Here is a 22,234-nt window from a genome sequence, read left to right on the forward strand (position 1 = left end):
CTCCCTCCTTGGCTCATACGATGAATAAACTACTATTACTATGGACCAGCCTTCACATTTTTAATCGTGCAGGCCGAAAAAGGAGTGGTATTTTTGAAAATATGTGACTTTCCTGCTTCTATTCAGACGTACCGCCTGATGGAAGAGCCGGTATTTTTTCCGTGGATTGTCCACCCAGGATCAAATGTCGTTAATCAGGAGATATTCTCCCGTGTGTACGGCATGTTCCGCACATTGCAGCAGGACGGGTACTATCAGCCCGGTCTGACAGAAGTGAAGGGAACATATCAAGTCAAAAACAATCAGGACTGCATCGTCAGTTTCACGTTTTCCCTGTTTGCAAACGCCCCGAATCTAGCCCACCCGGTGGAATACATGGATTCCGTGACGGCAGATGTGTCGCGCGACAAGGTGTATGCGCTGTCCGAACAGTTCAAACCCGGAAGCGGCTGGGAAAAGGCAGTGAACCGGTTGATCGAAGCGCAGATCGAGGAGCGGGACATTCCCCTTCTGGATGGGTTCCCGGGAATCGGGCCCAATCAGAAATATTATCTCGCGGACAAAAGCCTCGTGATTTATTTTGATGAATATGAGATGACGCCGGGCTACGTCGGATTTCCGATGTTTCCCATATCCGGATACGCCCTGCAGGAGGATGTTCAGGATTCTTCACCGCTTGGAGTGATGTTAAGCAGCGGCTGACGTGATATAATAAGGCGACACGACAAGTACATCTGGAGGTTCTATGCTTACATTCGAAGAAAAAATGGAAATACTCAATGCCTTCCCGGAATTGACGATGAAAGAAGTATCGCTCGGCCGGGTGAATTATCACTATGAAGACAGCGTGATTGATAAAAAAAATGTCGTCTACCACCTCCATCCAAACGGTAACGGTTTCGTCTATGCCGGACAGATCCACGGCATGAAAACCGATGAAAAAGGGATGGTCAACATCCGCGAATACAGCGCACAGGAGCTGCGCGAAATCGTCGCCGCGGCGATTGAATCGATGTCACCGCAGGAAGACCCGGAAGAAATGACAATGGAAGAATGGACGAATGAAAACGACCAAGTGCTCGTTATCATGAAAGAAGACGGCGGCTGGAACATCTACGCCGGGCTGGAGCTCGAAGGAGCTTTCAACACGTATCCCGAAGCCGCCGACTTTCTCGAAAAAGAAGGATTCACCAGGGCGTAGCGTATCAAAAAGAAAATCCGAACGTGCGGGGCTTGCCCTGCGTTCGGATTTTTTCGTGTTTTTCAAGCGCGTATTTCTTTCAAATTCTGTTCTTTTTCAGCGTCTTGAAAGGCTTTTTGGTTCACAAGAAAACAGGCGGTGCTCATGACAGCGAGGAGAACAAATCCGATGGCGTAGGCTCCGGTCATGTCGCGCACGACACCGAGCAGGATCGGCGGGAAAAATCCGCCGAGGCCTCCGGCTGCACCAACTATGCCGGTGACCGTTCCGGTCGCACTTGGAAAAATACTCGGAACCAGCTTGAAAACAGCACCGTTTCCAATCCCGGACGCCGCCGCAAGCAGCAGACTGGCGGCCGTCATAAGTACCATGTTTTGCCCTCCGATGGCAATTCCGGATCCTCCTGCCGCCACAGCAAGAAACACTCCTGCCAGAATAGGGCCCGGCGCTGTTTTATCCGCAGCAAACCCGCCGAGCGGGCGGATGAACGTGGCGAGTATGATAAACCCGGCCGTCCGCCGTCCCGCATCCACCGCCGACAAGTCAAACACATCGATGAGCATCGTCGGCAGGTACACGCTGAACGTCACAAAGATGCCGAACGTGACGAAGTAAAACAGCGACAGCGTCCACGTGTGTTTGTACGCAAGCACCGACAGTTCTCCTTTTACCGTGCGGGACGTGTCCGCGCTCGGCGTTTCCGGTGTGAAAAACCAGAGGAGCACCGCCATCGCGGCAATTGGCAGAATCAACGACCAGAATACCCACTCGAGCCCCGCGGCAAGCGCAATCATCGGCAGCGCCAGACTGGCCGCGGCCGTTCCCGCATTTCCAAGCGCATTGATGCCGAGCGCGGTCCCCTGTTTTTCTTTCGATGTCCATTTCGATACAAACGTCATCGATACCGCAAACGATGTGCCGGCCATCCCGAGGAAAAAAGCACAGACGAGAAGCGCTGCGTACGAATCCACAAATCCCGCCGCAGCAAGCGGCAGAATCAGAAACAAAAGCAGCAGCGTATAGACTTTCCTCCCTCCGTACTTTTCCGTCAGAATCCCAAGCGGCACCCGCATCACCGACCCAAGCAGCACCGGCACCGCGGCGAGTACACTTTTTTCCGTGGCGGACAAGTTGTACGTTTCCCCGATTTGATTAATTAACGGAGAAAACGCCCCCCACACCATAAAAGCCACCGTCATGCCAATCGTCGTCAAAAGCAGCAGACTTCCTCCAGCACGTTTTTGTACCATCGCCGGATCCCTCCTTCCTTTATTGCCCGGCTCTTTACCTGTAGAGTCTGCCACAGTTTTCCGGCGCTGTAAGGGAAGTAGGAAGGTTTTCTATCAAAAAATCTGTATTTACGGTGCATGTTTTATAGTGCGTACTGAGTGCTGAATGACGAGGCGTAACCGCTGAATTCCAGCAGCCAAGCACTGAATAATCGCCCTCAACTGCTGAAAAAACATTAATCCTATTAAAAAACCTGCCGGGTAATCTACCCGGCAGGCATTTTTTCATTCAAACGAAGTACGCAGCGATTCGGGCAGATCCTCCTGCTCGATGTATCCATGAACCGTCTGATTGTTGTTTAACTGAATCCTTACAACATAATTTCCCCGCTCCTCACGGGTGAAGTGATTCATAATCATCTGTCGTGCTTCTTCGGATGTGACATCCGCGGTATCTAAGCCTTCCATGTTGTTACTGAAAATATTCCGCGGTGTATCGTTGTCCATATTCAAATTTCGAACGTCTGCAACCTGCATGGAAGAAACCTGCTGCATCGTCGGGCGGATATTTTCAATATAACCATTGGTTTGAAGCCACTGGCTTATTTCATCGAAAGATTTATGATAAGGATATCTGCTTTCAAGTGATCCTGTATCTGGTTGCTTTTCAGGATTAAAATAAATATATCCCCAACGTTCATCAAGGTTATTTAATGCTTCATATGTCATCGTACTGTATTCGGAAATCAATATATCCTTCAATTCCTGCACCTGCTGCGGCTCGGTAATAGAGACCGGTTCATAACCGCCTGACGGATTCGAAATAGTTATCGACGTCATGGGCTGTTGCAGCATATTTAAATTAAAGTGCTGCATGGTGTAAGCATCATGCTCCATAACTGCTCTCAATTCATCCTGAAATGTTTCTTTCGGTACATTGTCGTACCAACGTACAACTTTACGACCGTTCTCCAATTTATAAGCAATGGAAACCGAACGGACTGATTCCCCTGAAATGGTCTCTTCCGTTGGACGCTCTTCCAGTATCGCTTCGTGCAGCTGTTGAACACTATTAATATAGGATTCCGAACCGCTGTACAGATTTTTTCTGCTTAGTTCTTTTTCGTAAGAAGCAATCAACGTTCCTGTTCCAGGTAAAGAACTCAGTGATTCACCGAAGTAAACTCCTTCTACCGCTTCACTGTCGGGAATAGCTGATTCATAACCAAACGCATCGTACCTGAGCAGAAGCCCAAGGAATAGAATGACTGCCGCATATCCGGCATACCCTGCCAGCAATCTGAGCCGGAATACACGCCACGTTTTTTTCAAAATCATTTCGGCGATAAGAAGTCCGACGACGGACCCGAAGATGTACCCGAAAATCAACCAACCAATGCTGTTGTACTGCATATAATAAATGCCAAACGCCAACATTACGCAAAACGTGACTCCATATTTAAAAATGGGGCGCAGGACCGTAAACGTAATAGCCTCCGACGCAGATTCGACGGCTCTATATTTGTAGAGCACCAACGCTGCGGTTCCAAATACAACAACTGCTACCGTGTAGCCTGCCATGACCTTTGTCATAACATCCAGCTCATTAATAACACTGAGAAAAATAAGCGGGGACCACGGAACAATCATTTCAGTGCTTGTATATCCGGAAGGAAAACCATACAGATAGGGGGACATGTTTTCAACCGTAAGAGTATACATTCCTAAGGGCAACAGCAATAATATAATAGTCAGAATACCCGTGGCGGCCGATATGCCGGTTGCCATACTCACGAATACGGTGAACAGGAAAAAGAACAAACTCATAATAATTGATTTAGCGGCCCAGCTCCATAAATCTCCAATAGATAAGTTGTTGAAATGAGGATACATTTCTGCTGTGAAATACACAACTGTAGACGTTATCAAAACGGGAGCAGCAAGCATGATAATACCACTGATGATATGGTTGAAATAAAGACTTACCCTTTTTACCGGTAGACTATGCATCATATCTGCGGCATCCGGCAGCTGAAGATAACGAAAAAAGAAAATCCCGGCAGCAATGGAGAGCCCTGCAATCAAAGGAAACTGGAGACCCTGAGAGATGTCATACACCACATCAATACGATAATCGTTGTTCATGTTCTCTCCGATCATAATCATCCGCAAAGGCAGCACAAACAACCATCCGACCAGCATAACAATACCGATCCATCCATGCTGTTTGAAATTCTGCTTTTGAATCCCCGGATTAAAGAAGGACACTTTCGATTTCATAGCCGATGCCTCCCATCTCGTAAATGAAAATTTCTTCAAGCGTCAGTGGCAGCAGGTCAAATACGCGCGGCTCATACGGTTTGATCTGCTCCTCTATCGCGGCGCGATCTCCGCGGACAATAAGCAGGTAGACGCTTCCGCGTTTTTCTTCGTGGAGAATGTTCAATCCGGCAGCGGCCTTTTCTTTTGTTTCGTTGGAGTCAAAGGCGGCCTGGACTTTATGTGTGTCGGTCTTCAACTCATCGAGTTCTTTTTCGATGCGCAGCGTGCCGTTATGCATGATGCCGACCTGGTCGCAGATGTCTTCGATCTCCCGGAGGTTATGGGAGGAAATAATCACCGTTACATCCCGCTCCGCGATATCCTGAAACAATAGATTTTTAATCTTCTGACGCATAACCGGATCGAGTCCATCAATCGGCTCGTCGAGGATGAGGATCTCCGGCATCGCGGAAAGGGCGAGCCAAAAGGCGGCCTGGCGCTTCATTCCTTTCGACAGCCGTTGGATTTTTCGTTTCGGATCAATCTGGAACACCTGCTCCAGCTTTTGATAACGCTCTTCGTTCCAGTTCGGGTAAAAAGAGCGGTAATAAGCGGCCATCTGTTTGATGGAGGCCTGCGGCAGAAAATACGGATTATCCGGGATAAAAATCATTTTCTGTTTCTTTTCCACATTTTCATAGATCGGTTCTCCGTCGATCTGGACCGTTCCTTCGTCCTGGCGGTAAATGCCGGCGAGTATTTTAAGAAGTGTTGTTTTGCCGGCCCCGTTTGACCCGAGCAGACCGTAAATATACCCTTGTTTCACCGACAGATTCAGATCATGAACAGCGTTTTCTTTTTCAAACGCCTTCGTGACATGCTCCACGTTAATCACGATGGTCTCCCCCTTCCTGTTCTGCTTCCTCAAACCAGCGCAGCAGCTCCTCTTTCGTCAGTCCCATGTAGATGGCTTCTTTGAGAAGAGGCCGGAACTGGTCTTTCATCTCTTCCAACTTGCGGTCATTGGATATCCAGTCGGTCGGTGCCACAAAATACCCCTTTCTGCTTGCGGAATACAGAAACCCCTGCCGCTCCAGTTCGCGGTAGGCTTTCTGAATAGTGTTCGGATTGACCGTCAGTTCCTGTGATACGTGGCGTACCGACGGCAGTTTCTCATCCGGCCGTAACACACTGGTCACAATGAGTTCCTTGATATTGTCCATCAGCTGTTCATAAATCGGCTTCCGGCTCCGCACATCAAGCTCGAACAAAACATCCCCTCCTCTGCTTTACCGATTTGTATGCCTGGTGTGTTTTCTGTATTACATTTATTAATACAATTGATAGTATAAATGCTCTTCTGTCTTTTGTAAAGATACATTTCCCATTCCTTTTAGAAAAAAAAGCCCCGTCCGGCACGCTGGAGGCTGCGCGTTCCGGCCGGGGCCCTGAACCGGGTCAGACGGTCAGGCGTTGGCTTTCTGCATTTTACGGTACAGGTCCTGGTAGGCTTTCGATTCGGCATCGCGGCCGAGATCAAGGTAGATCTTGGAGAGCCAGCGCACAGGTTCCGGATCGGTCGTGTTCATTTCCATTTCCCAGCTGAAGCAGTCCACCGCCTGATCGAGCTGGTTGAAATCATACAGCATCTCACCCAGTTCGCGCTGCTTTTCCGGATCGTCGTGATAGGCTTTCATTTTTTCAAGCTGTTGAATGGTCGGAGAGGCATGCGATTTCTCCCGGATCGGCGTGAGCCACGTGATGACGTCCTGAAGCGGCCGGTCGGCAAGCAGTTCGTTCACGCACAGATGCAGAATTTTCTCTGCCTTACGGGGCTGGTTGTCATACATGGACGCAATATAGAGAGGAAGATCATCTAGCCGCACGCCGGCCGTTTTCAGGTCCATCGTCTCCAGCATATCCTCAAGTGCCGCTTCCTGTTTCTCACCCAGCGTCATGCTGTGCTGCTGGAGCAGGCGCAGCGTGTTCTCCAGATCATGACGGGACAGGTAAATCGAGAGCAGATCCTGCGGCAGACGTTCGATGGACGGCATTTTCGTGTGCAGATCCTCCAGAATCAGCTGCCGGCTTTCGTTGTCATAATACAAGTTGAGCCACTGCAGCAGCTCTTCGTAGTATGCTCCGCCTCCCTCGCGCTGCATTTGATCCATCATCAGCGAAAACGCGTCCACCCAGCGCTTTTCTTCTTTGAAAAACGAAAGAAGCTCCGCGGCGCGTTCCGGATACCTGCGCTCGTAATAGCAGGCTTTCTCCATATAGATGGGGTCTTTTTCCCATAATTCCGGTACCATCCGCTGATACATATCCTTAAAGGTGGAAAATTCCATGTCATTTGCGAGCTGTTTGACCCAGCTGTGCTTCGGTGTGAAATCCATCAGCACACGGATAATCCGGTAGCCGAGAAACAACTGGCCGGTGCGGCGGTGCTGGTAGTAAAACGACTGGATGTCCTGAAACAGATCTTTCTTGGACACGAATGCATCAAAAAAGGTGAGCATGCGGGCGGTTTCCTGATAGGTGTGCTGACTCTGGAATTTGCCGCGGAGCTGGCTCAGGCCGCGCTTTGGAAACGATGTTCTATCCGACAAGACTTCCCCAATGAACGGGTGCGGCGCCTTATAGACCGCGCCGTGCTTCAGTGCTTTTTCAAGAAACGAACGCCGCCGCACCTGATCGGCTTTCATCGTCGTAAGGTACTCATTTTTGAAAAAGATCATGTAGTAAACCTGTCCTGTTTTATCCCAGGCTTCTATCATTTTGCCCTGCAGAAATACAATGGAAGCGGCGGGACGTACCGTCGTCTGTTTTTTTCCATCGGTGATGACGCATTCGGTTTGGTTCATTATGAAAAACCTCCCTTAATATAGTAAATCACGTACAAAAAGAAGCAGCCGCGCGCGGGACTGCTTCTTTTTCTGAAGTCACGTCCGCAGCCGGTCCGCCTCAAATACAACGCCCAGATCCTCTCGGATCCGGTCGGTCTGACGCATCACCATCTGCGAATCGTGCCAAGGTAATGAAGTTGTATCATTCGTGTCACAGTCAGCGATAAACGCTGCCGCTTCGTAATACATATCCGGATGCTGCTGATTGATGTCCACCGTTTCCGGTTCCCCTTTCACCGGAATAAACGTCAGATGCTGCATCTCATGGATCGTGTCGATATAGATGGTCCCTTTCTCCCCTTGAATCTCACTCGGGCTGTTCGACGCCGTGATTTTCGAATAGGCGGTCACCGCATCCATGCCGTCATAGGAAAGAAGCACATTCGCTGCCCCGTCCACGCCGCTCTCGAGCACGTGGCCGGTGGCTTTCACTTCTTCCGGTTCCCCGAAAAGGCGCTGGAGCGGGTGCAGACAGTACACACCGATATCCATCGTCGCGCCATTGGAGAGCGACGGTTTGAACGCGTTCAGCACTTCCCCGTTCAGGTAGGCATCATAACGGCTCGAATACTGGGAAAAATGAAAGACGGCCTTACGCACAGTGCCTACTTTCGGCAGCCATTCCTGCAGAGTTTGAAAACCCGGGGTATAAAGGTTTTTCACCGCTTCCATCAACACCACGTCATGTTTCCGCGCGGTCTCGATCAGGTGACGCGCTTCCTGCTCATTGCTGCAGAGCGGTTTCTCGCAGATGACATGTCTGCCGTGTTCCATCGCCGCCGCGGCCTGCTCGGCGTGATACCGGGTCGGGCTTGCGATGTAGACCGCATCCAGTTCATCGTCACCGAACATAGCCTCAAGATCCGCATAATATGTACCGGCTCCCGTTTTGGCCGCGAAATCCCGGGCCCGCTCTTCGTCTCTGGAATACACCGCATGCAGGTGGAACGTATCCACGCCGCGCGCCGCATCGATAAAGGCCTCTGTGATCCAGTTCGTTCCGATCGTTGCCATCTTCACCGCCGGCGTCCCCCTTTTTATTTCTAGTTGTCCTTATTATACTATACTCAACGCACATTATCACGCATTCTTCTGTATTCAGCATAACGTATGTAATGAAAATATAAAACAAGGGATATATCCGCAGAGGAAATGGTGGATATAATATCCATCCTTATGTTATAAATGTCATAGAAGAAAATGTTCGTAAAAAGCAAAAGGGGAAGTGGAACGATATGCCTAAAAAAATCTATTTCTTACTGGGAGTATGTATTAGTGTGATTGTTTTACCTTTCCTTCAAGCGATTGGTGTACCGTCATTTGAAGTTGTATTGACTTCCTTGTTTGGAAAAGGGAGTATTGGGGCTGTTCTTTTTACAGCTGCTATTCTTGTATTGATTTTAGCTGGAATGCTGACGCTAAACAAATCTACGAATTAAATCTTTGTTTATCAGTAAACTCTTTGATATAACAAAACTCCCGTGCGGTGAATATCCCTCTTTTGGGAGGTCCCTTTTTCTATCGTCATTTTCCGGTGATAAAAGGGCCTTTTTTTTATGCCTTAGCAATCTCTGGATTCAGCGTAAAGTTTTCAATGAAAAAATAAAATACGAGATATAAAGAACGACACCGGTTAAGAAAATCTGGATGATGACGAGCGGAACGAGAAAGAAAATCGAATAAAAGGCGCTGCCCCACAATACGAGCAGCGCAGTCCATTTTGTTTTGAGCGGAAGCGCCCGCTGCGTCCGGTACTGGTGGATGTAGGTGCCGAGCCATTTCGTGTGCAGCAGCCGGTCGTACAGCTTCTGCGACGATTTCGCGTAGCACCAGGCGGCGAGCAGGAGAAACGGCGTCGTCGGCACGAGCGGAAGCACGATACCGATCAGCCCGAGCAGAACACAGAGACTGCCGCTACATAGGAGGAGTGTTTTTTTTATCGACGTGATCATGGTTTTGCCCCTTTAATATGTATCATTTATACATATTATAGATCGGCGCAGCCGTTTCGTAAACCAGACAGCAGTTAGAGAGATTTCCCTTCTGCTTTTGTCCGTAACCCGTGGATTATAGACAGTTTGCCTCCCATTTTGTCCCGTATCTTTTTTTACTGGACACTTCTTCCCGAAAACTTAAGGAAAATGTCCGGTATCCTGATATAACGGACATTTTAAACCCGATAGTGTCTGTAAAAAAACCTGCTGCCCGGGAGGCAGCAGGTTCAGGTTATAAAGATGGGAGAAGCGAGTCGAGAGTGGTATCCTCAAGTGAATCCAGCCGGCGGTCATGGTGCCCGAATACCAGGGTTTCGGTAACTTTATTCGGTACAATCACGCAGCGCATGCCGGCACGTTCGGCAGCGAGGGCGCCGTTGACGGAGTCTTCAAATACGACGCATTCTTCCGGCCGGACGTCGAGACAGAGGGCAGTCTGTTCATACAGCGCCGAATCCGGCTTCACGTGCTCCACGTCATCCGAGGTACGGATGCAGGAGAAATAATCAAACAGCCCCAGGTTCTTAAGATGCATGGACACCCAGTCCAAGTCGGAACTTGAAGCCAGACCGACCGCCAGCCCCCTGTCCCGGGCTTCGCGGATCCGGGCTTCTGCTCCCGGAAGGGCCGGTTCTCCGTTCAGCCGTTCCAGAAAACGTTCCTGGAACTGCTCGATAAACATGTCCTGCTGCACCATTTTCCCCGTACGCGCCGCCAGATAATCAGCCGGCGTGAATCCTGTCGACGTGCCGATTTCCTGCTGCCATACCTCGAGCGGCAGATCGGTGCCGTATTCCGTGAACAATTCCTGCAGCACGTCAAACTGCCTCGTTTCGGTATCCATGATCAATCCGTCAAAGTCAAAAATAACAGCTTTTACGTCTTGTCCCATGGACTACACCGACTGCGGGTGGCTGCCGCTCACCATATCAAGATCGGCCGCTGCCGCGTTTGATGCGACCTGATCCGGGTTCTTGCATCCCGGGATCACGGTGGTCACCGCTTCATGCTTCAAACACCAGGCGAGCGCCCACTGCGCCATCGGGACACCATCCGGCACTTCGGTGCGGGCGAGTTCTTCCACTTTTTCAAGCGTCTGACGCGTTTCATCCTGGTCATGACGGTGCCGCACGTCATTGTCCGCAAACTGCGCGCCCGGCTTATACTTGCCACTCAAATAGCCGCTTGCCATCGGGACGCGGGCAAGGACGCCGAGATTCTGTTCTTCGGCAGACGGCAGTACGTCTTCTTCCGGAGAACGGTCCAGCCGGTTGTAGATGACCTGAATGCTTTCCGCCCCGGTGTCTGCCGCGTTTTTCGTTTGATAGCTGTCTTCTTTCTTCCCGATGGATAGACCGATGTGACGGATTTTGCCTTCCTGCTTCTGCTTATCGAGCATCGTCCATAAGGCGTCGTTTTTGAACTCTTCTCCGACACCGGTATGCATCTGATACAAATCGATGTAGTCGGTACGGAGCGCGCGCAGGGAATCCTCGAGCTGCTGCCGCACGTCATCCACACTGAAATGGCGCGTCCTTTCATAGAGATCATGAAACTTATGTCCAAATTTTGTTGCGAGCACCCAGTTTTCCCGGTCTTTTTCAATAGCTCGTCCGATAAATTCCTCGGACAGGTGATCGCCGTAACACTCGGCCGTGTCAATCAGATTGATCCCGGTTTCTCTCGCCTTATCAAAAATGGCGTCCACTTCGGGCTGGGTGTAGTCTTTGCCCCACTCTCCGCCGAACTGCCACGTTCCCATGCCGATAACCGACACATCCATGCCGGTTTTTCCTAATGTACGGTACTTCATGTATGGATCCTCCTTTTTTCACTCTTGCTTTTTCTATTATAAGGCAAACTGCCGCCAAACGACAGCCACGGCATCTATCTGGTTAATGTCCGGTGGCAGGTGGATGGTGGCGGCGCGGGAACCGTTTGTGGTATCTACGGAGTGCGTAAACGTAACTAGGAATCTATCCCAGTTACGTTTGCACCACTACTGGCTCCCGTAAACGTCGTCATGATCCCTTCTATGTTACGTTTGTGCCTTTTTACTTGGTATAAACGCAACTCGGCAGCCCTGCATCAACCCGGCAGTCTCCCTGCAACCTTTAAATCAAAAGATTGTATAGCTGACTTCATTTTAGAAAAGTCCCAACGACGTTTGCCGCTCCTACGGGACCTCTGAACGCAACTCGGAATCTATCCCAGTTACGTTTGTAACACTGTCGGTACCCATAAACGTCGTCATGAACCTCTCCAGGTTACGTTTACGCCTGTTCCCGATGCACAAACGTAACTCGGCAGCCCCTGCATCAATTAGATGCGGCTAAAACTGAAACACGACAATCTGATGGCCGCGGACTTCGGGTATCGTAACGCTCACCGCGCCCCTGTCATACGAAAAGGACAGCTTTTCTTCCGAGGGAGCAAGGTACACCTCCCGCGGCGTTTCGTCCACCCGGTGGGACACGGTTATACCATACAGCGGAATGACATCTTCGAGCACGTCCAGCCCTTCCGCCCGGCGCTGATGGATGTAATGCAGCACGTGAAGCATCCGGCGCTTCTTATCCGGCTGGTCATTAATCGTGATCTGTGCTGTGGAAGGGAGATCGGTCTCGAGCACCGGTTCGGGGAGCAGAGCATCGATGCACTGCGACGCCAGCTGTTTGTAAGCCAAGCTGCCGTGCCGCCGGTAGGATTCAAATACGGGATGGGCCAAGTACATCACACCACCCTCCCGGACGACCGCTGGATCATCTGTGACCTCATCCACCGGCGTATGAAAGTGGGACATGTACGTCGTCCGGGTGCGGTTGAAAAAGGGGCGCTGCACATAAGCGAGCACGTCTGCACCGGGAGAAACATCCACCCTGCTGCCCCGTTCATAAAACACCTGCGCCGTATCCGACAGGCTTTCAAACGCGTCCGCCGCATTCACGTAATCCGGGGAATACGGCAGTTTCCCTTTATACTGCAGACCGGCCGGCACCTCCCATTCTCCGGCTTCATTCAACCCGGAACGGTGGGACAGAAGAAGTTTGCCGCCCTGCTTGATAAACGCGTTGATCTTCTCCAAAAGCGTATCGGAAAACGGGACATGGTCCGGCGCGATAATCAGCCGTACCCGTGAAAAATCCGACGCTTCATCCAGCAGGCAGAACGGACGCTGCAGCTCCGTCAGCATGCGCATCGCTCCTTCATCACTGAAACTGGACGGTTCGTTTGCCACCCCTTCAGACACCTGGGAAATCAACACGCCGATCTCATCCACCGGACGCACGTCCCGGCACCATTCTTCTTTTTCTACCGCTTGTTGGTACACATCGGCGATTAAACGGTACGTCTCCTTATCAAGAGCTCCGCGCGGATGAAGTTGGTCGCCAACAGCGCAGCCCGCGCCGTGCGCCATCATCAGAAAACATTCATACTCCAGCGCCGCCTGGTTCTTCAGACTGCCAAAGTCCCCCCACATCGTGTGAAACCGTCCGGTCATGCCGGTAAAAGGACAGTCGAGCGTTTTATAAAATGCGGCATACAATGGAAAATGGTTATACCCCCAAAGACCACCGGGCAAGGATTCGATGTCCACATGCGTCATCCATGACATCTCCGGACGGATTCCCGCTTCCGCGTTACGGTCCAGCCGGACACGGCCGTTGAAAAAAACCGGCAGTTCCGGTTTAACACCGTGCACGATTTGTTCCAGCCGCTCCATCGTCTTTCGTTCTGTGATCAGACTGTGCCGGAGCAGATCCTCTGTATCTTCCGGTTCCAGTCCAAGCTTCTCCATCTGCTCAAGGCAGTGCGGGCACACGCAGCCCGGTCTCGTCTGGTGGACAATATCGAAAAAAACACCATCTAAATTGTAATCCCGGACAAACTCCTTTGTATGCGATTCCAAATAATCGACATACGGACTGTTCATGCAGAGCCACTTCCAGCCGGCCGCATCTCGGTTATCTTCGCTGCCAAGCGGCGTCTGCCCAACCAATTTTCCATCCCGGTCCACCTGGCGCCAGGCATTGTTCCCCGCCGCCAGTTCGTCCCACACTACCGTCGTGTACACCGGTACCCGAATGCCGCGGGCGTGACAGGCGTCGATCATTTCACCAAGCATATCCCGCCGCAGCGACGGATGCTTCGTACCGATGCGGGTCGGATAATAAGAATACCCGTGATGGCACTTCGCAAACACCGTGACGGAATCGACAAAACTGTCCTTCAATACTTCTGCAAAAGCTTCGGGATTAAAATCACGTCCCACATCCGGAATGTGCGGCGACGTATGAAAATCCAGGTGTACCTGCCTAAATGGTAATCCCAATATGTCACCTCCTCTAAGTATTCTATAACCTTTTCCCTTCAATCATTTTTCTACTTTTCTTTTATATATCCTTTTTGAAAAATAAAAACTCCATTTCACTAAAGAGAAATGGAGTTTCATTACAAATTCTTCAAAAACTGAACAAAGCCTATAATAACAATACTCATCACAAGTACTCATAAACCAGACCTCATAAAATAGGTAAAGCGGGATGCACCTAGAATGGCTGATTCATATTTGTGTAAGTGTTCACCCATTGTTAACATTACTGTTAAAATATATTATAGTCACGTTTTTGCAAAAGCCAAAACTAAGCTGAATTTGCACAGCTTGAACTTTTAATATAATTCCCTTTAAAAAATATGGGCACCAATGATGGTTATAAGCAAAACAACAATACCAGAAATAGCTTCACTTGTGGTATATGTTTTCAGTCCACCTTTCATACTAAGACCAGCTATTTTGGTTGTGATCCAAAAACCGCTGTCATTCACATGACCAAGCATTAAACCACCCGACAGCGATGCCATGGCTACCCACACGGGGTGAACATCCATCCCTGTGACTACACCTGCCATAATAGTCATAGTAGTAATACCTGCCACCGTTCCAGATCCGGTTATTGTCCGGAATAAAACACCCATAAAAAATGCCACGAGCAACACACTGATTGTGGTTTGAGCATCGCTTACAAAAATGTTTTTAATCGCCTCATCAATCCCTGTATTTTGTATGATCGTTCCAAAAGCTCCTCCTGCCCCGGTTATAAGAAATACAATACCAGCTACCTGCATCGCTTCGGAGGAAGAATTGTCTCTTCTCTGTTTATTTAGTGATTTAGCCGCAACGAAATAGGCTGCAATCGTACCCACCAATAATGCAATAATTCTATGACTTAAAAACGAAACAATGGCTGGATTTTCTTCGAAGAAAACGTTTCCAAAAGAGCCAATCACTATCATCAAACTAGGTAATATAATAGGTATCAACGCCATCAATGCAGAAGGTGGATTGGAAGGTATATCTAAGCTTCCGTATGGGTTTTCCATCGCCTGATCCTCATCTGTTTCCGCTTTCCAAAAACCTTTGTCAAGAATAATAAAATATATCTTTATTGTTAGGAGGGTCGCTACCATTCCAATTATTGCTCCTACAACAAGCATAATTCCCAAATCGAAACCAAATATACTTGCTGATGCCAGAGGATTAGGCGTAGGTGGAACCAATGTATGTGCTATGGCAGCCCCAACAATAATAGATCCTACAGAATAAGGCAGCGGTTTGTTTAATTGCTTTCCAATCTGAACAGCTAAAGGAACTAGTATTATAAATGCAACATCGAAAAATACCGGAATGGCTAACACAAAGGATGCGGCTCCCAAGGAATAGAAAGCCAGTTTTTCAGATGATCTGTTTAGAATAGAAGTTGCAATAGAATATGCTCCGCCTGAATCTGAAATGAGTTTCCCTAAAATAACACCCAGCCCAATAGGGATTCCAAGCTCGCCCATCATTCCGCCAAACCCTTCTGTTATTCCACCCAATGTACCCATCAGACCAAGACCAGAAGCAATTCCCATAAACAGGGAAGCAAAAATTAATGCAATCGCGGCATTAATATTAAACTTTAATACTATTAGTAAAAGAACGCCTAAAGATAAAGCTAAATATACTAACAATTGTACATCATCAGACATCTTATCATCCTTTTCAAAATTTTATAAAACATTTAACATTTAATAAAAAAGAAAGAGAGGATCTTTATAACAAGATCCCGACTTTCAGACTTTAAAGCGCTTTCAAACTTAGCCTTTTTCAATCAATTGCAGGCCGGCGTTTTTATTCAACGTTACTCCAAATCCGGGTTTATCGTTCATTTTGATTTTTCCATTTTCGGGTAGAATTTCTCCTTCCAGCAAAGGTTGAAACTGCGGCACGACTTGGTCGGCTTTCGGGCTCATCATGAGATATTCAGCAAATGGACTATTTGTTTTTGTGATAACATAGTGGTAGCTGTAAATACCGCTTCCATGAGGAACAACATACTTACCGTAACTTTCGGCAAGATTTCCTATTTTAATAAGTTCTGTTAGACCGCCGCACCAGCCGACATCTGCCTGGAGAATATCCATGTCACAGAATTCCAGCAACATTCGGAAACCATATCTTGTTGCTTCATGCTCCCCGCCTGTGATCAACATATTGTTCGGCGCCCGTTTCTTAAGGTCGCGGTATGCCCAGTAGTCATCAGGGTTAAAGCATTCTTCTACCCATTTAAAATTCAGTTCGGATGACTTTTGCATCAGCTTTTGGGCGTAAGGCAGGTCAAGTGACATCCAGCAGTCCCACATGAGCCAAAAATCTTCCCCGACTTTTTTTCTCATCTCTTCAGCCTGTTTCATATTTTTACGCAGACCGGTTTCTCCATCATCCGGACCGTAAGTTAACGGCATCTTCCCGCCGATAAAGCCCATATCCTTAGCAAGGTCCGGTCTGGGTCCTGTAGCGTAGCAGGGCTGCTCTTCACGGACTTTTCCCCCGATCATTGCGTACACAGGCTCATCTCTTAAATGTCCTAGTAGGTCCCATAATGCCAAGTCAATTGCTGAAATCGCATTCATAACAATTCCTTTTCTTCCGTAAAAGAGGGAGCCTTTATACATCTGATCCCACATTTTTTCAATGTTTTCCACGGGCTGGCCTTCGATAAAACGGTCTAAATGGTTCATGACAATCCAAGCAGCAGGATAGCCGCCTGTAGATACACCGAAACCTGTCTCACCATTATCCGCTTCTACTTCCACCACCAGCGTTTTCAATGCATTAATACCGAAGCTGGTTCGTGTTTGTTTATATTCCGGGTAAATACTCATTGGCGTGGAGACCTGTTTCACAATCCAGTGCTCTTCTTCCTGGTCGTGATAGTCACCTCCACCTCCACTCACTACGTATGCGCGGATTTTTTTGATTTTGTGTCCGGTTACTCCCATATTTTCTACCCCCTCTTATTTATTAATTTCAAGAAAGATCTTACTGTTTTTCACCTTTCCTTCTATTAAATCCGTAAACGCCTGCTGACCGTCCTGGAGTTCCCGTACTTCCGACCAGTTCTTCGGATCAATTTCTCCTTCAATCAGCAGCTGAACAGCGTCGTGAAAATCCTTTTTCGAGTAACAGAAGGACCCAAGCACTGTGACTTCATTTCTGATGAAGTCATTAATTGGCAGGGGGGTTTCATTGATTCCAAGCCCAACATTCATGATGATGCCTCCAGAATTAATTATTTCTGAGGCTTGGGTTCTCGTCGGCATAAAACCGGCTGCATCTATAATGATATCAATTCCCTTATCTCCGGCTGTCTTTTGAATCTCGTCTTTTACGTCCTGGTTATTTGGATTCACAGTATGTTTAATACCTGCTTTTTGCATAGTGGCAAGACGTTCTTCATTAATATCTGCCATAATAACGCGGTTGGCCCCGAGAATTTCTGCGACAAATGCACTTAACACACCGATGGTGCCAGCTCCATAAATAAAGATATTCGCAAGGGGATGCTGGTGGAGGGCTCGTCGAACAGCACGGAAACAACAGGCGAGCGGCTCTGCCAAAGAAGCGGTGTAAGAATCGAGAGATTTCGGTACTTCCACTACCGTGCTCTCCGGTACTATCACATAATCAGCAAATGCCCCTGACTGGTGGATACCGATAATCTGTCGGTGATCACATAAATTCTCCAGTCCTTTGCGACATTTGTCACAGCGCCCGCAATGAATCAGAGGATTTACAACGACTTTTGTTCCGCTTGCAATATGGTCCACCTGTTTTCCTGTCTTTTCTACATATCCGCAAAATTCATGTCCCATAATAAGGGGTGGTACTCTCAGACTGTTGTGTCCAAGAAAACCTTCTATTTCAGAACCGCATATGCCGGCGACATTCACCTTAATTAACACTTCCTGTTCTCCGGGATCCGGGATGTTTCGCTCTTCCATGTCCAACTGTTTTGGTCCATTCCATGCCAGTACTTTCATGATTAACCTCCTATCTCACTTTATTTTCTAGTGTACCGATGGATTCAATATCGAGTTTGCATGTGTCTCCTGATTGCAGAAAGATCTGTGGGTCCCGGAACACACCGACGCCATGAGGTGTACCTGTAGCAATGATGTCTCCAGGTTCAAAGGTGAATCCTTGGGATAAGTAAGAAATAATGTAAGGAATCTTGAAAATAAGGTTACTTGTATTGGAATCCTGCAGCTTTTCCCCATTTATTTCTAGTGATATCCCCAGATTGTGAGGATCTTCAATTTCATCTTTTGTTACAATAACCGGGCCAAGCGGAGCAAAGGTATCGTAAGATTTCCCTCTTACCCACTGCACGTCCTCAAACTGAACATCGCGGGCACTGACATCATTCATGATGGTGTAACCAAATACGTAATCCATCGCTTCTTCTTCTGTTACGTTTCTTGCTGTTTTTCCAATAACCACAGTTAATTCTACTTCATAATCCACCTGCTCTGATTCTTCTGGAAGTTCGATGGTCTCTCCATTTCCGATAAGGGACGTTGCCCATTTCGAAAAAATCATTGGCTTTTTCGGAGGTGCCACGTTTTGCTCTATACAATGGTCCATGTAGTTATTGCCGACACAAACGACCTTTCCCGGGTTCGAGAGGGGTTCTTTCACCTTTACATCTTGGATGGCGTACCGTGAAGTTTCCGTCTTACCGCGGTTTTCCAGCGCCCAATTCCAAGCCTCTCTTATACCGGAAAGCTCATTTTTCTGTATGATAGACTCCAGACTTGTTTCTTCTGCAATGCTTTTTCTTTCTGTTTCATTATATGCCCTAATGACTGCATTCAACGAATAAACCTCTTCGTTGAACCGTACTCCGATTTTCGTCTCTCCCGTTTTTATTTCAAATGTAAGTAAATGCATTTTTTCATCCTTTCTAAAATATTATGTCTTTTAGTTCGTAGATAACTGTTTTGCAAGTTTCATAATTTCACCGGTTGCGAGCTCTTTTTTTTCAGGCCAGTTATTGGCGATCATTGTAAAACTAACCCCTGCTATCAACTGTTCTTCCTGATTGTATATAGGCGCTGCCACACAGCAGAATCCGAGCGAGCCTTCCTGCTCTTCTACAACATATCCGTCTTCGGCGGCTTGCTGCAACTGCTTCCACAATTCATCGATATGGCCCACTGTATTCTCTGTTTTTTTTAGAAGATCTTTTTCCGGAAATAGTTCGTGTAACCTCTCATAGGTATGCTGCATCAGTTGTATTTTTCCAATAGCGGAGGCGTGAGCTGGAAATCTCATCCCTGGATCTGTTACTAATCGTGCCGGGGAACTCCCCTCTTCTCTTGCAAGGTAAAACACTTCCGCATCGTACAGCTTCCCAAGTTGTATGTGCTCATCAACGACTTCAACAGCCTTGCCCGCTTCCATTGAGAACGTTTCCAAAATATCGAATTGGCGGTAATATGCAGAGGCGAAAGAACCGAGCACTGGTCCGAGCGAATAAGTTTCGTTTTTGTCCTTTTTTATCCATCCCATCGTCTCGAGTGTATGCAAGAGTGAATACATGGAGCTTTTGTTGATCTCGAGTTTATTGGAGATATCGATCAAACGTAGCTGCGAAGGGAACTGCGCAATCAATTCGATAATAATATTTGCTCTTTCCAAAGCAGGCACCCAATACTTCGGAGCCAATTTTATCCCCCTCCTTGCTTAGTTTATTATAATAAACTAAGTTTTTTATTTTGAACTGTATTAATCGTAACATAAAAAACATCATTGTCAAAATCTTTTCTCTTTTTTTACATACTTACAGCCCTACTTTTGTAAACCGTAAATTTTCTGGCACGATCCACTTAAGTGTCAATTTGATCGTTATTTTGCACCTTTTTGGGTATTATTTTGCACTTTAAGCACATAAAATAAAGCCATCTTTTTTAATCATTGATGGCTTTTATTCAGCAGTTTATTTAATGCCGATTACCAAACTGTCTCGTGCAGCTTCAACCACTTCTGTTGTTATCGTATCCAGTCCATTTATTTCGAGTATTCGATCAATCTGCGTGAACAGTCTTTGTATGATCCTAAAATTTCCATTAGTAATTTTAATTATGCTAGTATTTGCTTCATAATCGGAAAAGTCTTCAAGTTTAATGGAAAGACCTAATTATCCCCATTTATATTCCAAAATATGATGCGATTCATCTTTGCCTGAATCCGTGATAAAGAGAGTTATTGTTTGAGTGAAGTTTCGCCCTATATCTATAACTCGTTTTTACTTCAGGTATACGTTGAAGATAAATAGGCATCCACTGCAGGCGGACGTTTTTACTCCGGAGTACAAGAGCGACATCGGTTCGCCTGGGCTCACCGTGTCTTCTTTGCCGCGGGCAGTGCCTCAGCTATATCCTGTAGAGGAAGATCGGTTAAGTTCGGCACGTTCTGTGCCAACACCGATCTGACTCCCGTCGTGGGAGCCTCCGTTTGATAGGATCTTCGGCTGCTGCTTCGACGAACAGGAGGTTCCAGCATCGGCGTTGGTCACAGGACGTGACCGCTTTTAGCCGATGAACCTTCAAATGTCGCCGCCTTCCGCTCCTGCTTTCGTTTTCTTCTCTTTTGGAAAAGGTTGCTTACGGCAACACAAAGAAACCTACAGGGTTTCTATAGGTTCGCTAATCGATAGGAGAGGCTGAAGCAAAAGAGGGTATGTTGTCTTTTTATGGGGGGGGGCATACCGATGGAATAAACGGGCAAAACAGGCTTTCCAGGGGTGGCCGCGAAATAGGGAAAGACGTTGTTCACGTGCATGCTGAACCATGCGTGAAGCAAACAAAATCATGTGCTGGATAACCGTCTTTAACCGCTGGCGGAAAACGTTTTTCGAGACAGGAAGATCATTACCACGTAGTACATCCTGTCCAATGGAACGAAGTAGATTATAGGCCAGGGATCCAAGAGCCAGCACAAGCGCGTTCGTTGCGAACGTTCCCGAGGGGAACCTTTCTACATCCATATCAGATTTCAACTCGCTGTGAAATTGTTCGCAGGTCCCATGCTGCTTGTAGAGATGGATAATGGTTTCGGCCGGCAGATCCAGGGATGTCCAAAAACGCTGGAACTCTATGTCCGGGAACATGTTGATCTGCCCGTCTTTCATGATAGTTCGTACCACGAGACGGTAGACTTGATAGACTGGACGCTCTTCCAGGACACCGGAAACCGAAATGCGGCCGGTATAGATCGTCTTTCCTTCTCGGGGATTTGAAGCTGTTCCATGTTGTTCAGCATGAGCCAGCCATGCTTCCGGTGATTCTCGGCGCGGGTTCCGTTTGATAATAAAGTCAGCACCATGGTCGTCACACAGCTCCAAGTTTTCTTGGGCATCATTTCCTCCATCCATGCGGACACAAAGTCGTTCCGAAGTAATTTCTTTGGCGGAAGTCAAGGCCTGTTGAAGAACCTCCGGCATGCTTTTCTGCACATGTTCGTTCCCTTCATGCAGCTGAGCATAGACCAGGTGTCCTTCTTCCCCTAAGTAAGCAAAAGCAGGATTATAACCTTCGATCTTTTTATACGTGAAACGAACGCCTTCTTTTTTGGTTCCGCTGTTATCAAACGGAGAATGGTCTACATCAAGAGGAAGAAGAGACAGATCGTCCGCCTTCTGTGTTGTATCGGTTGATACAACGGTCGGAGTAAGCGAAGACGACCGTTGTTTTAAGAACCGGGTGTTTTCCTCCCATATCAACGGGAGGGTTTCCGGATGCTGGGCCAGTTGATTGAAACGCTGCCGCAGTGTCGGGGAAGACGCGACTCCTTGAAGACCAAGGGATTGTTGGAAAAAGACATCACCGCGGGATTCTTCCATCCAGTCAAAATCATTTTTCCCTTGAGAGAGAAGGCCGAGATAGCTGTATACGACATCTCGGTGGGAAATGGCGGCCGACGATGTTAAACCGGGCATGGATAAGAAATGGAGACGTTTATGTAAGTTCAAGGATTGAAGGAGTTCCCCTATCAAAAGAAGTCCGCTGGCAGATATAATATAATCATCCGTTCATTGGATATCAAATCGACGTTTCATTTTTTCACCTTCCGGGCGCATTCATCCAATAAGATGAATAGAATCTTACCCCCTATTTTATCAAGGTTTTTAAGGGGATGTCGAAAGATATCATCACGGATTCATAAAGTGGACCCCTTTGTCAAGACACATTTTTAAAATAAATAAGGTGTGACTCCTTTTGAGATAGAGAGGCTACCTTGGAGGAAAAAAGGAAATC

General features: G+C 47.7%; 19 protein-coding genes and 1 pseudogene. 3 read left to right on the forward strand and 17 right to left on the reverse strand.

The window, feature by feature from the left end:
* Nucleotides 1–93 precede the first annotated feature (93 nt).
* Nucleotides 94–702: an RsiV family protein gene (locus BM124_RS08010; protein ID WP_093336619.1), complete on the forward strand. Its 609-nt coding sequence runs from the start codon at nt 94–96 to the stop codon at nt 700–702.
* A 43-nt stretch (nt 703–745) separates the two neighbouring features.
* Nucleotides 746–1,201: a hypothetical protein gene (locus tag BM124_RS08015; protein WP_093336620.1), complete on the forward strand. Its 456-nt coding sequence runs from the start codon at nt 746–748 to the stop codon at nt 1,199–1,201.
* 62 nt (nt 1,202–1,263) lie between these two features.
* Here BM124_RS08015 and BM124_RS08020 read toward each other — a convergent pair whose 3' ends face one another.
* The 6 genes from BM124_RS08020 to BM124_RS08045 all read right to left on the reverse strand — a co-directional run bounded on the left by BM124_RS08020 (nt 1,264) and on the right by BM124_RS08045 (nt 8,612).
* The gene (locus BM124_RS08020; RefSeq protein WP_093336622.1) at nt 1,264–2,451 is read right to left on the reverse strand and encodes a nitrate/nitrite transporter; all 1,188 of its coding nucleotides are present in this window, start codon (nt 2,449–2,451) and stop codon (nt 1,264–1,266) included.
* Nucleotides 2,452–2,715: 264 nt separating this feature from the next.
* Nucleotides 2,716–4,710: a hypothetical protein gene (locus BM124_RS08025; protein WP_093336623.1), complete on the reverse strand. Its 1,995-nt coding sequence runs from the start codon at nt 4,708–4,710 to the stop codon at nt 2,716–2,718.
* Nucleotides 4,685–5,587, reverse strand: a complete 903-nt coding sequence (locus BM124_RS08030) for an ABC transporter ATP-binding protein (RefSeq protein ID WP_093336625.1) — start codon at nt 5,585–5,587, stop codon at nt 4,685–4,687. The genes BM124_RS08025 and BM124_RS08030 overlap by 26 nt, the downstream gene beginning before the upstream one ends.
* Entirely contained in the window at nt 5,580–5,963 is a 384-nt protein-coding gene (locus tag BM124_RS08035) for a GntR family transcriptional regulator (RefSeq protein ID WP_090926921.1), read from the reverse strand. The genes BM124_RS08030 and BM124_RS08035 overlap by 8 nt, the downstream gene beginning before the upstream one ends.
* A gap of 195 nt (nt 5,964–6,158) precedes the next feature.
* The gene (locus BM124_RS08040; protein ID WP_093336626.1) at nt 6,159–7,556 is read right to left on the reverse strand and encodes a hypothetical protein; all 1,398 of its coding nucleotides are present in this window, start codon (nt 7,554–7,556) and stop codon (nt 6,159–6,161) included.
* Between the two features lie 78 nt (nt 7,557–7,634).
* The gene (locus BM124_RS08045) at nt 7,635–8,612 is read right to left on the reverse strand and encodes a Gfo/Idh/MocA family protein (protein WP_093336667.1); all 978 of its coding nucleotides are present in this window, start codon (nt 8,610–8,612) and stop codon (nt 7,635–7,637) included.
* A 221-nt stretch (nt 8,613–8,833) separates the two neighbouring features.
* Between BM124_RS08045 and BM124_RS08050 the strand changes: the two genes are divergently transcribed.
* Complete coding sequence (locus BM124_RS08050; RefSeq protein WP_093336628.1) at nt 8,834–9,037, forward strand: hypothetical protein; 204 nt, start codon at nt 8,834–8,836, stop codon at nt 9,035–9,037.
* A 138-nt stretch (nt 9,038–9,175) separates the two neighbouring features.
* Here BM124_RS08050 and BM124_RS08055 read toward each other — a convergent pair whose 3' ends face one another.
* The 11 genes and pseudogenes from BM124_RS08055 to BM124_RS08105 all read right to left on the reverse strand — a co-directional run bounded on the left by BM124_RS08055 (nt 9,176) and on the right by BM124_RS08105 (nt 21,996).
* The gene (locus tag BM124_RS08055) at nt 9,176–9,550 is read right to left on the reverse strand and encodes a YbaN family protein (protein WP_093336629.1); all 375 of its coding nucleotides are present in this window, start codon (nt 9,548–9,550) and stop codon (nt 9,176–9,178) included.
* A 274-nt stretch (nt 9,551–9,824) separates the two neighbouring features.
* The gene (locus BM124_RS08060; RefSeq protein WP_093336631.1) at nt 9,825–10,484 is read right to left on the reverse strand and encodes an HAD family hydrolase; all 660 of its coding nucleotides are present in this window, start codon (nt 10,482–10,484) and stop codon (nt 9,825–9,827) included.
* Between the two features lie 3 nt (nt 10,485–10,487).
* Nucleotides 10,488–11,405, reverse strand: coding sequence for an aldo/keto reductase (locus BM124_RS08065; protein ID WP_093336632.1), 918 nt, complete (start codon nt 11,403–11,405; stop codon nt 10,488–10,490).
* A gap of 519 nt (nt 11,406–11,924) precedes the next feature.
* Nucleotides 11,925–13,925: an alpha-L-fucosidase gene (locus BM124_RS08070; RefSeq protein ID WP_170841040.1), complete on the reverse strand. Its 2,001-nt coding sequence runs from the start codon at nt 13,923–13,925 to the stop codon at nt 11,925–11,927.
* A 353-nt stretch (nt 13,926–14,278) separates the two neighbouring features.
* Nucleotides 14,279–15,622, reverse strand: coding sequence for a GntP family permease (locus BM124_RS08075; RefSeq protein ID WP_093336635.1), 1,344 nt, complete (start codon nt 15,620–15,622; stop codon nt 14,279–14,281).
* A 108-nt stretch (nt 15,623–15,730) separates the two neighbouring features.
* On the reverse strand, nt 15,731–16,915 hold the full coding sequence (gene rhmD / locus BM124_RS08080; protein ID WP_093336636.1) for an L-rhamnonate dehydratase: 1,185 nt from the start codon (nt 16,913–16,915) through the stop codon (nt 15,731–15,733).
* Nucleotides 16,916–16,930: 15 nt separating this feature from the next.
* Nucleotides 16,931–17,956: a zinc-dependent alcohol dehydrogenase gene (locus BM124_RS08085; RefSeq protein ID WP_093336637.1), complete on the reverse strand. Its 1,026-nt coding sequence runs from the start codon at nt 17,954–17,956 to the stop codon at nt 16,931–16,933.
* A 10-nt stretch (nt 17,957–17,966) separates the two neighbouring features.
* The gene (locus BM124_RS08090) at nt 17,967–18,866 is read right to left on the reverse strand and encodes a fumarylacetoacetate hydrolase family protein (RefSeq protein WP_093336639.1); all 900 of its coding nucleotides are present in this window, start codon (nt 18,864–18,866) and stop codon (nt 17,967–17,969) included.
* Between the two features lie 30 nt (nt 18,867–18,896).
* Complete coding sequence (locus tag BM124_RS08095; protein ID WP_093336640.1) at nt 18,897–19,643, reverse strand: IclR family transcriptional regulator; 747 nt, start codon at nt 19,641–19,643, stop codon at nt 18,897–18,899.
* A 271-nt stretch (nt 19,644–19,914) separates the two neighbouring features.
* Nucleotides 19,915–20,157: pseudogene (locus BM124_RS08100) on the reverse strand (AAA family ATPase); the annotation flags it as partial.
* Nucleotides 20,158–20,601: 444 nt separating this feature from the next.
* Nucleotides 20,602–21,996, reverse strand: a complete 1,395-nt coding sequence (locus tag BM124_RS08105) for an IS1380 family transposase (protein WP_342028612.1) — start codon at nt 21,994–21,996, stop codon at nt 20,602–20,604.
* Between the last annotated feature and the right edge of the window lie 238 nt (nt 21,997–22,234).

The organism is Salibacterium halotolerans, from assembly GCF_900115625.1.
GTDB lineage: Bacteria > Bacillota > Bacilli > Bacillales > Marinococcaceae > Salibacterium > Salibacterium halotolerans.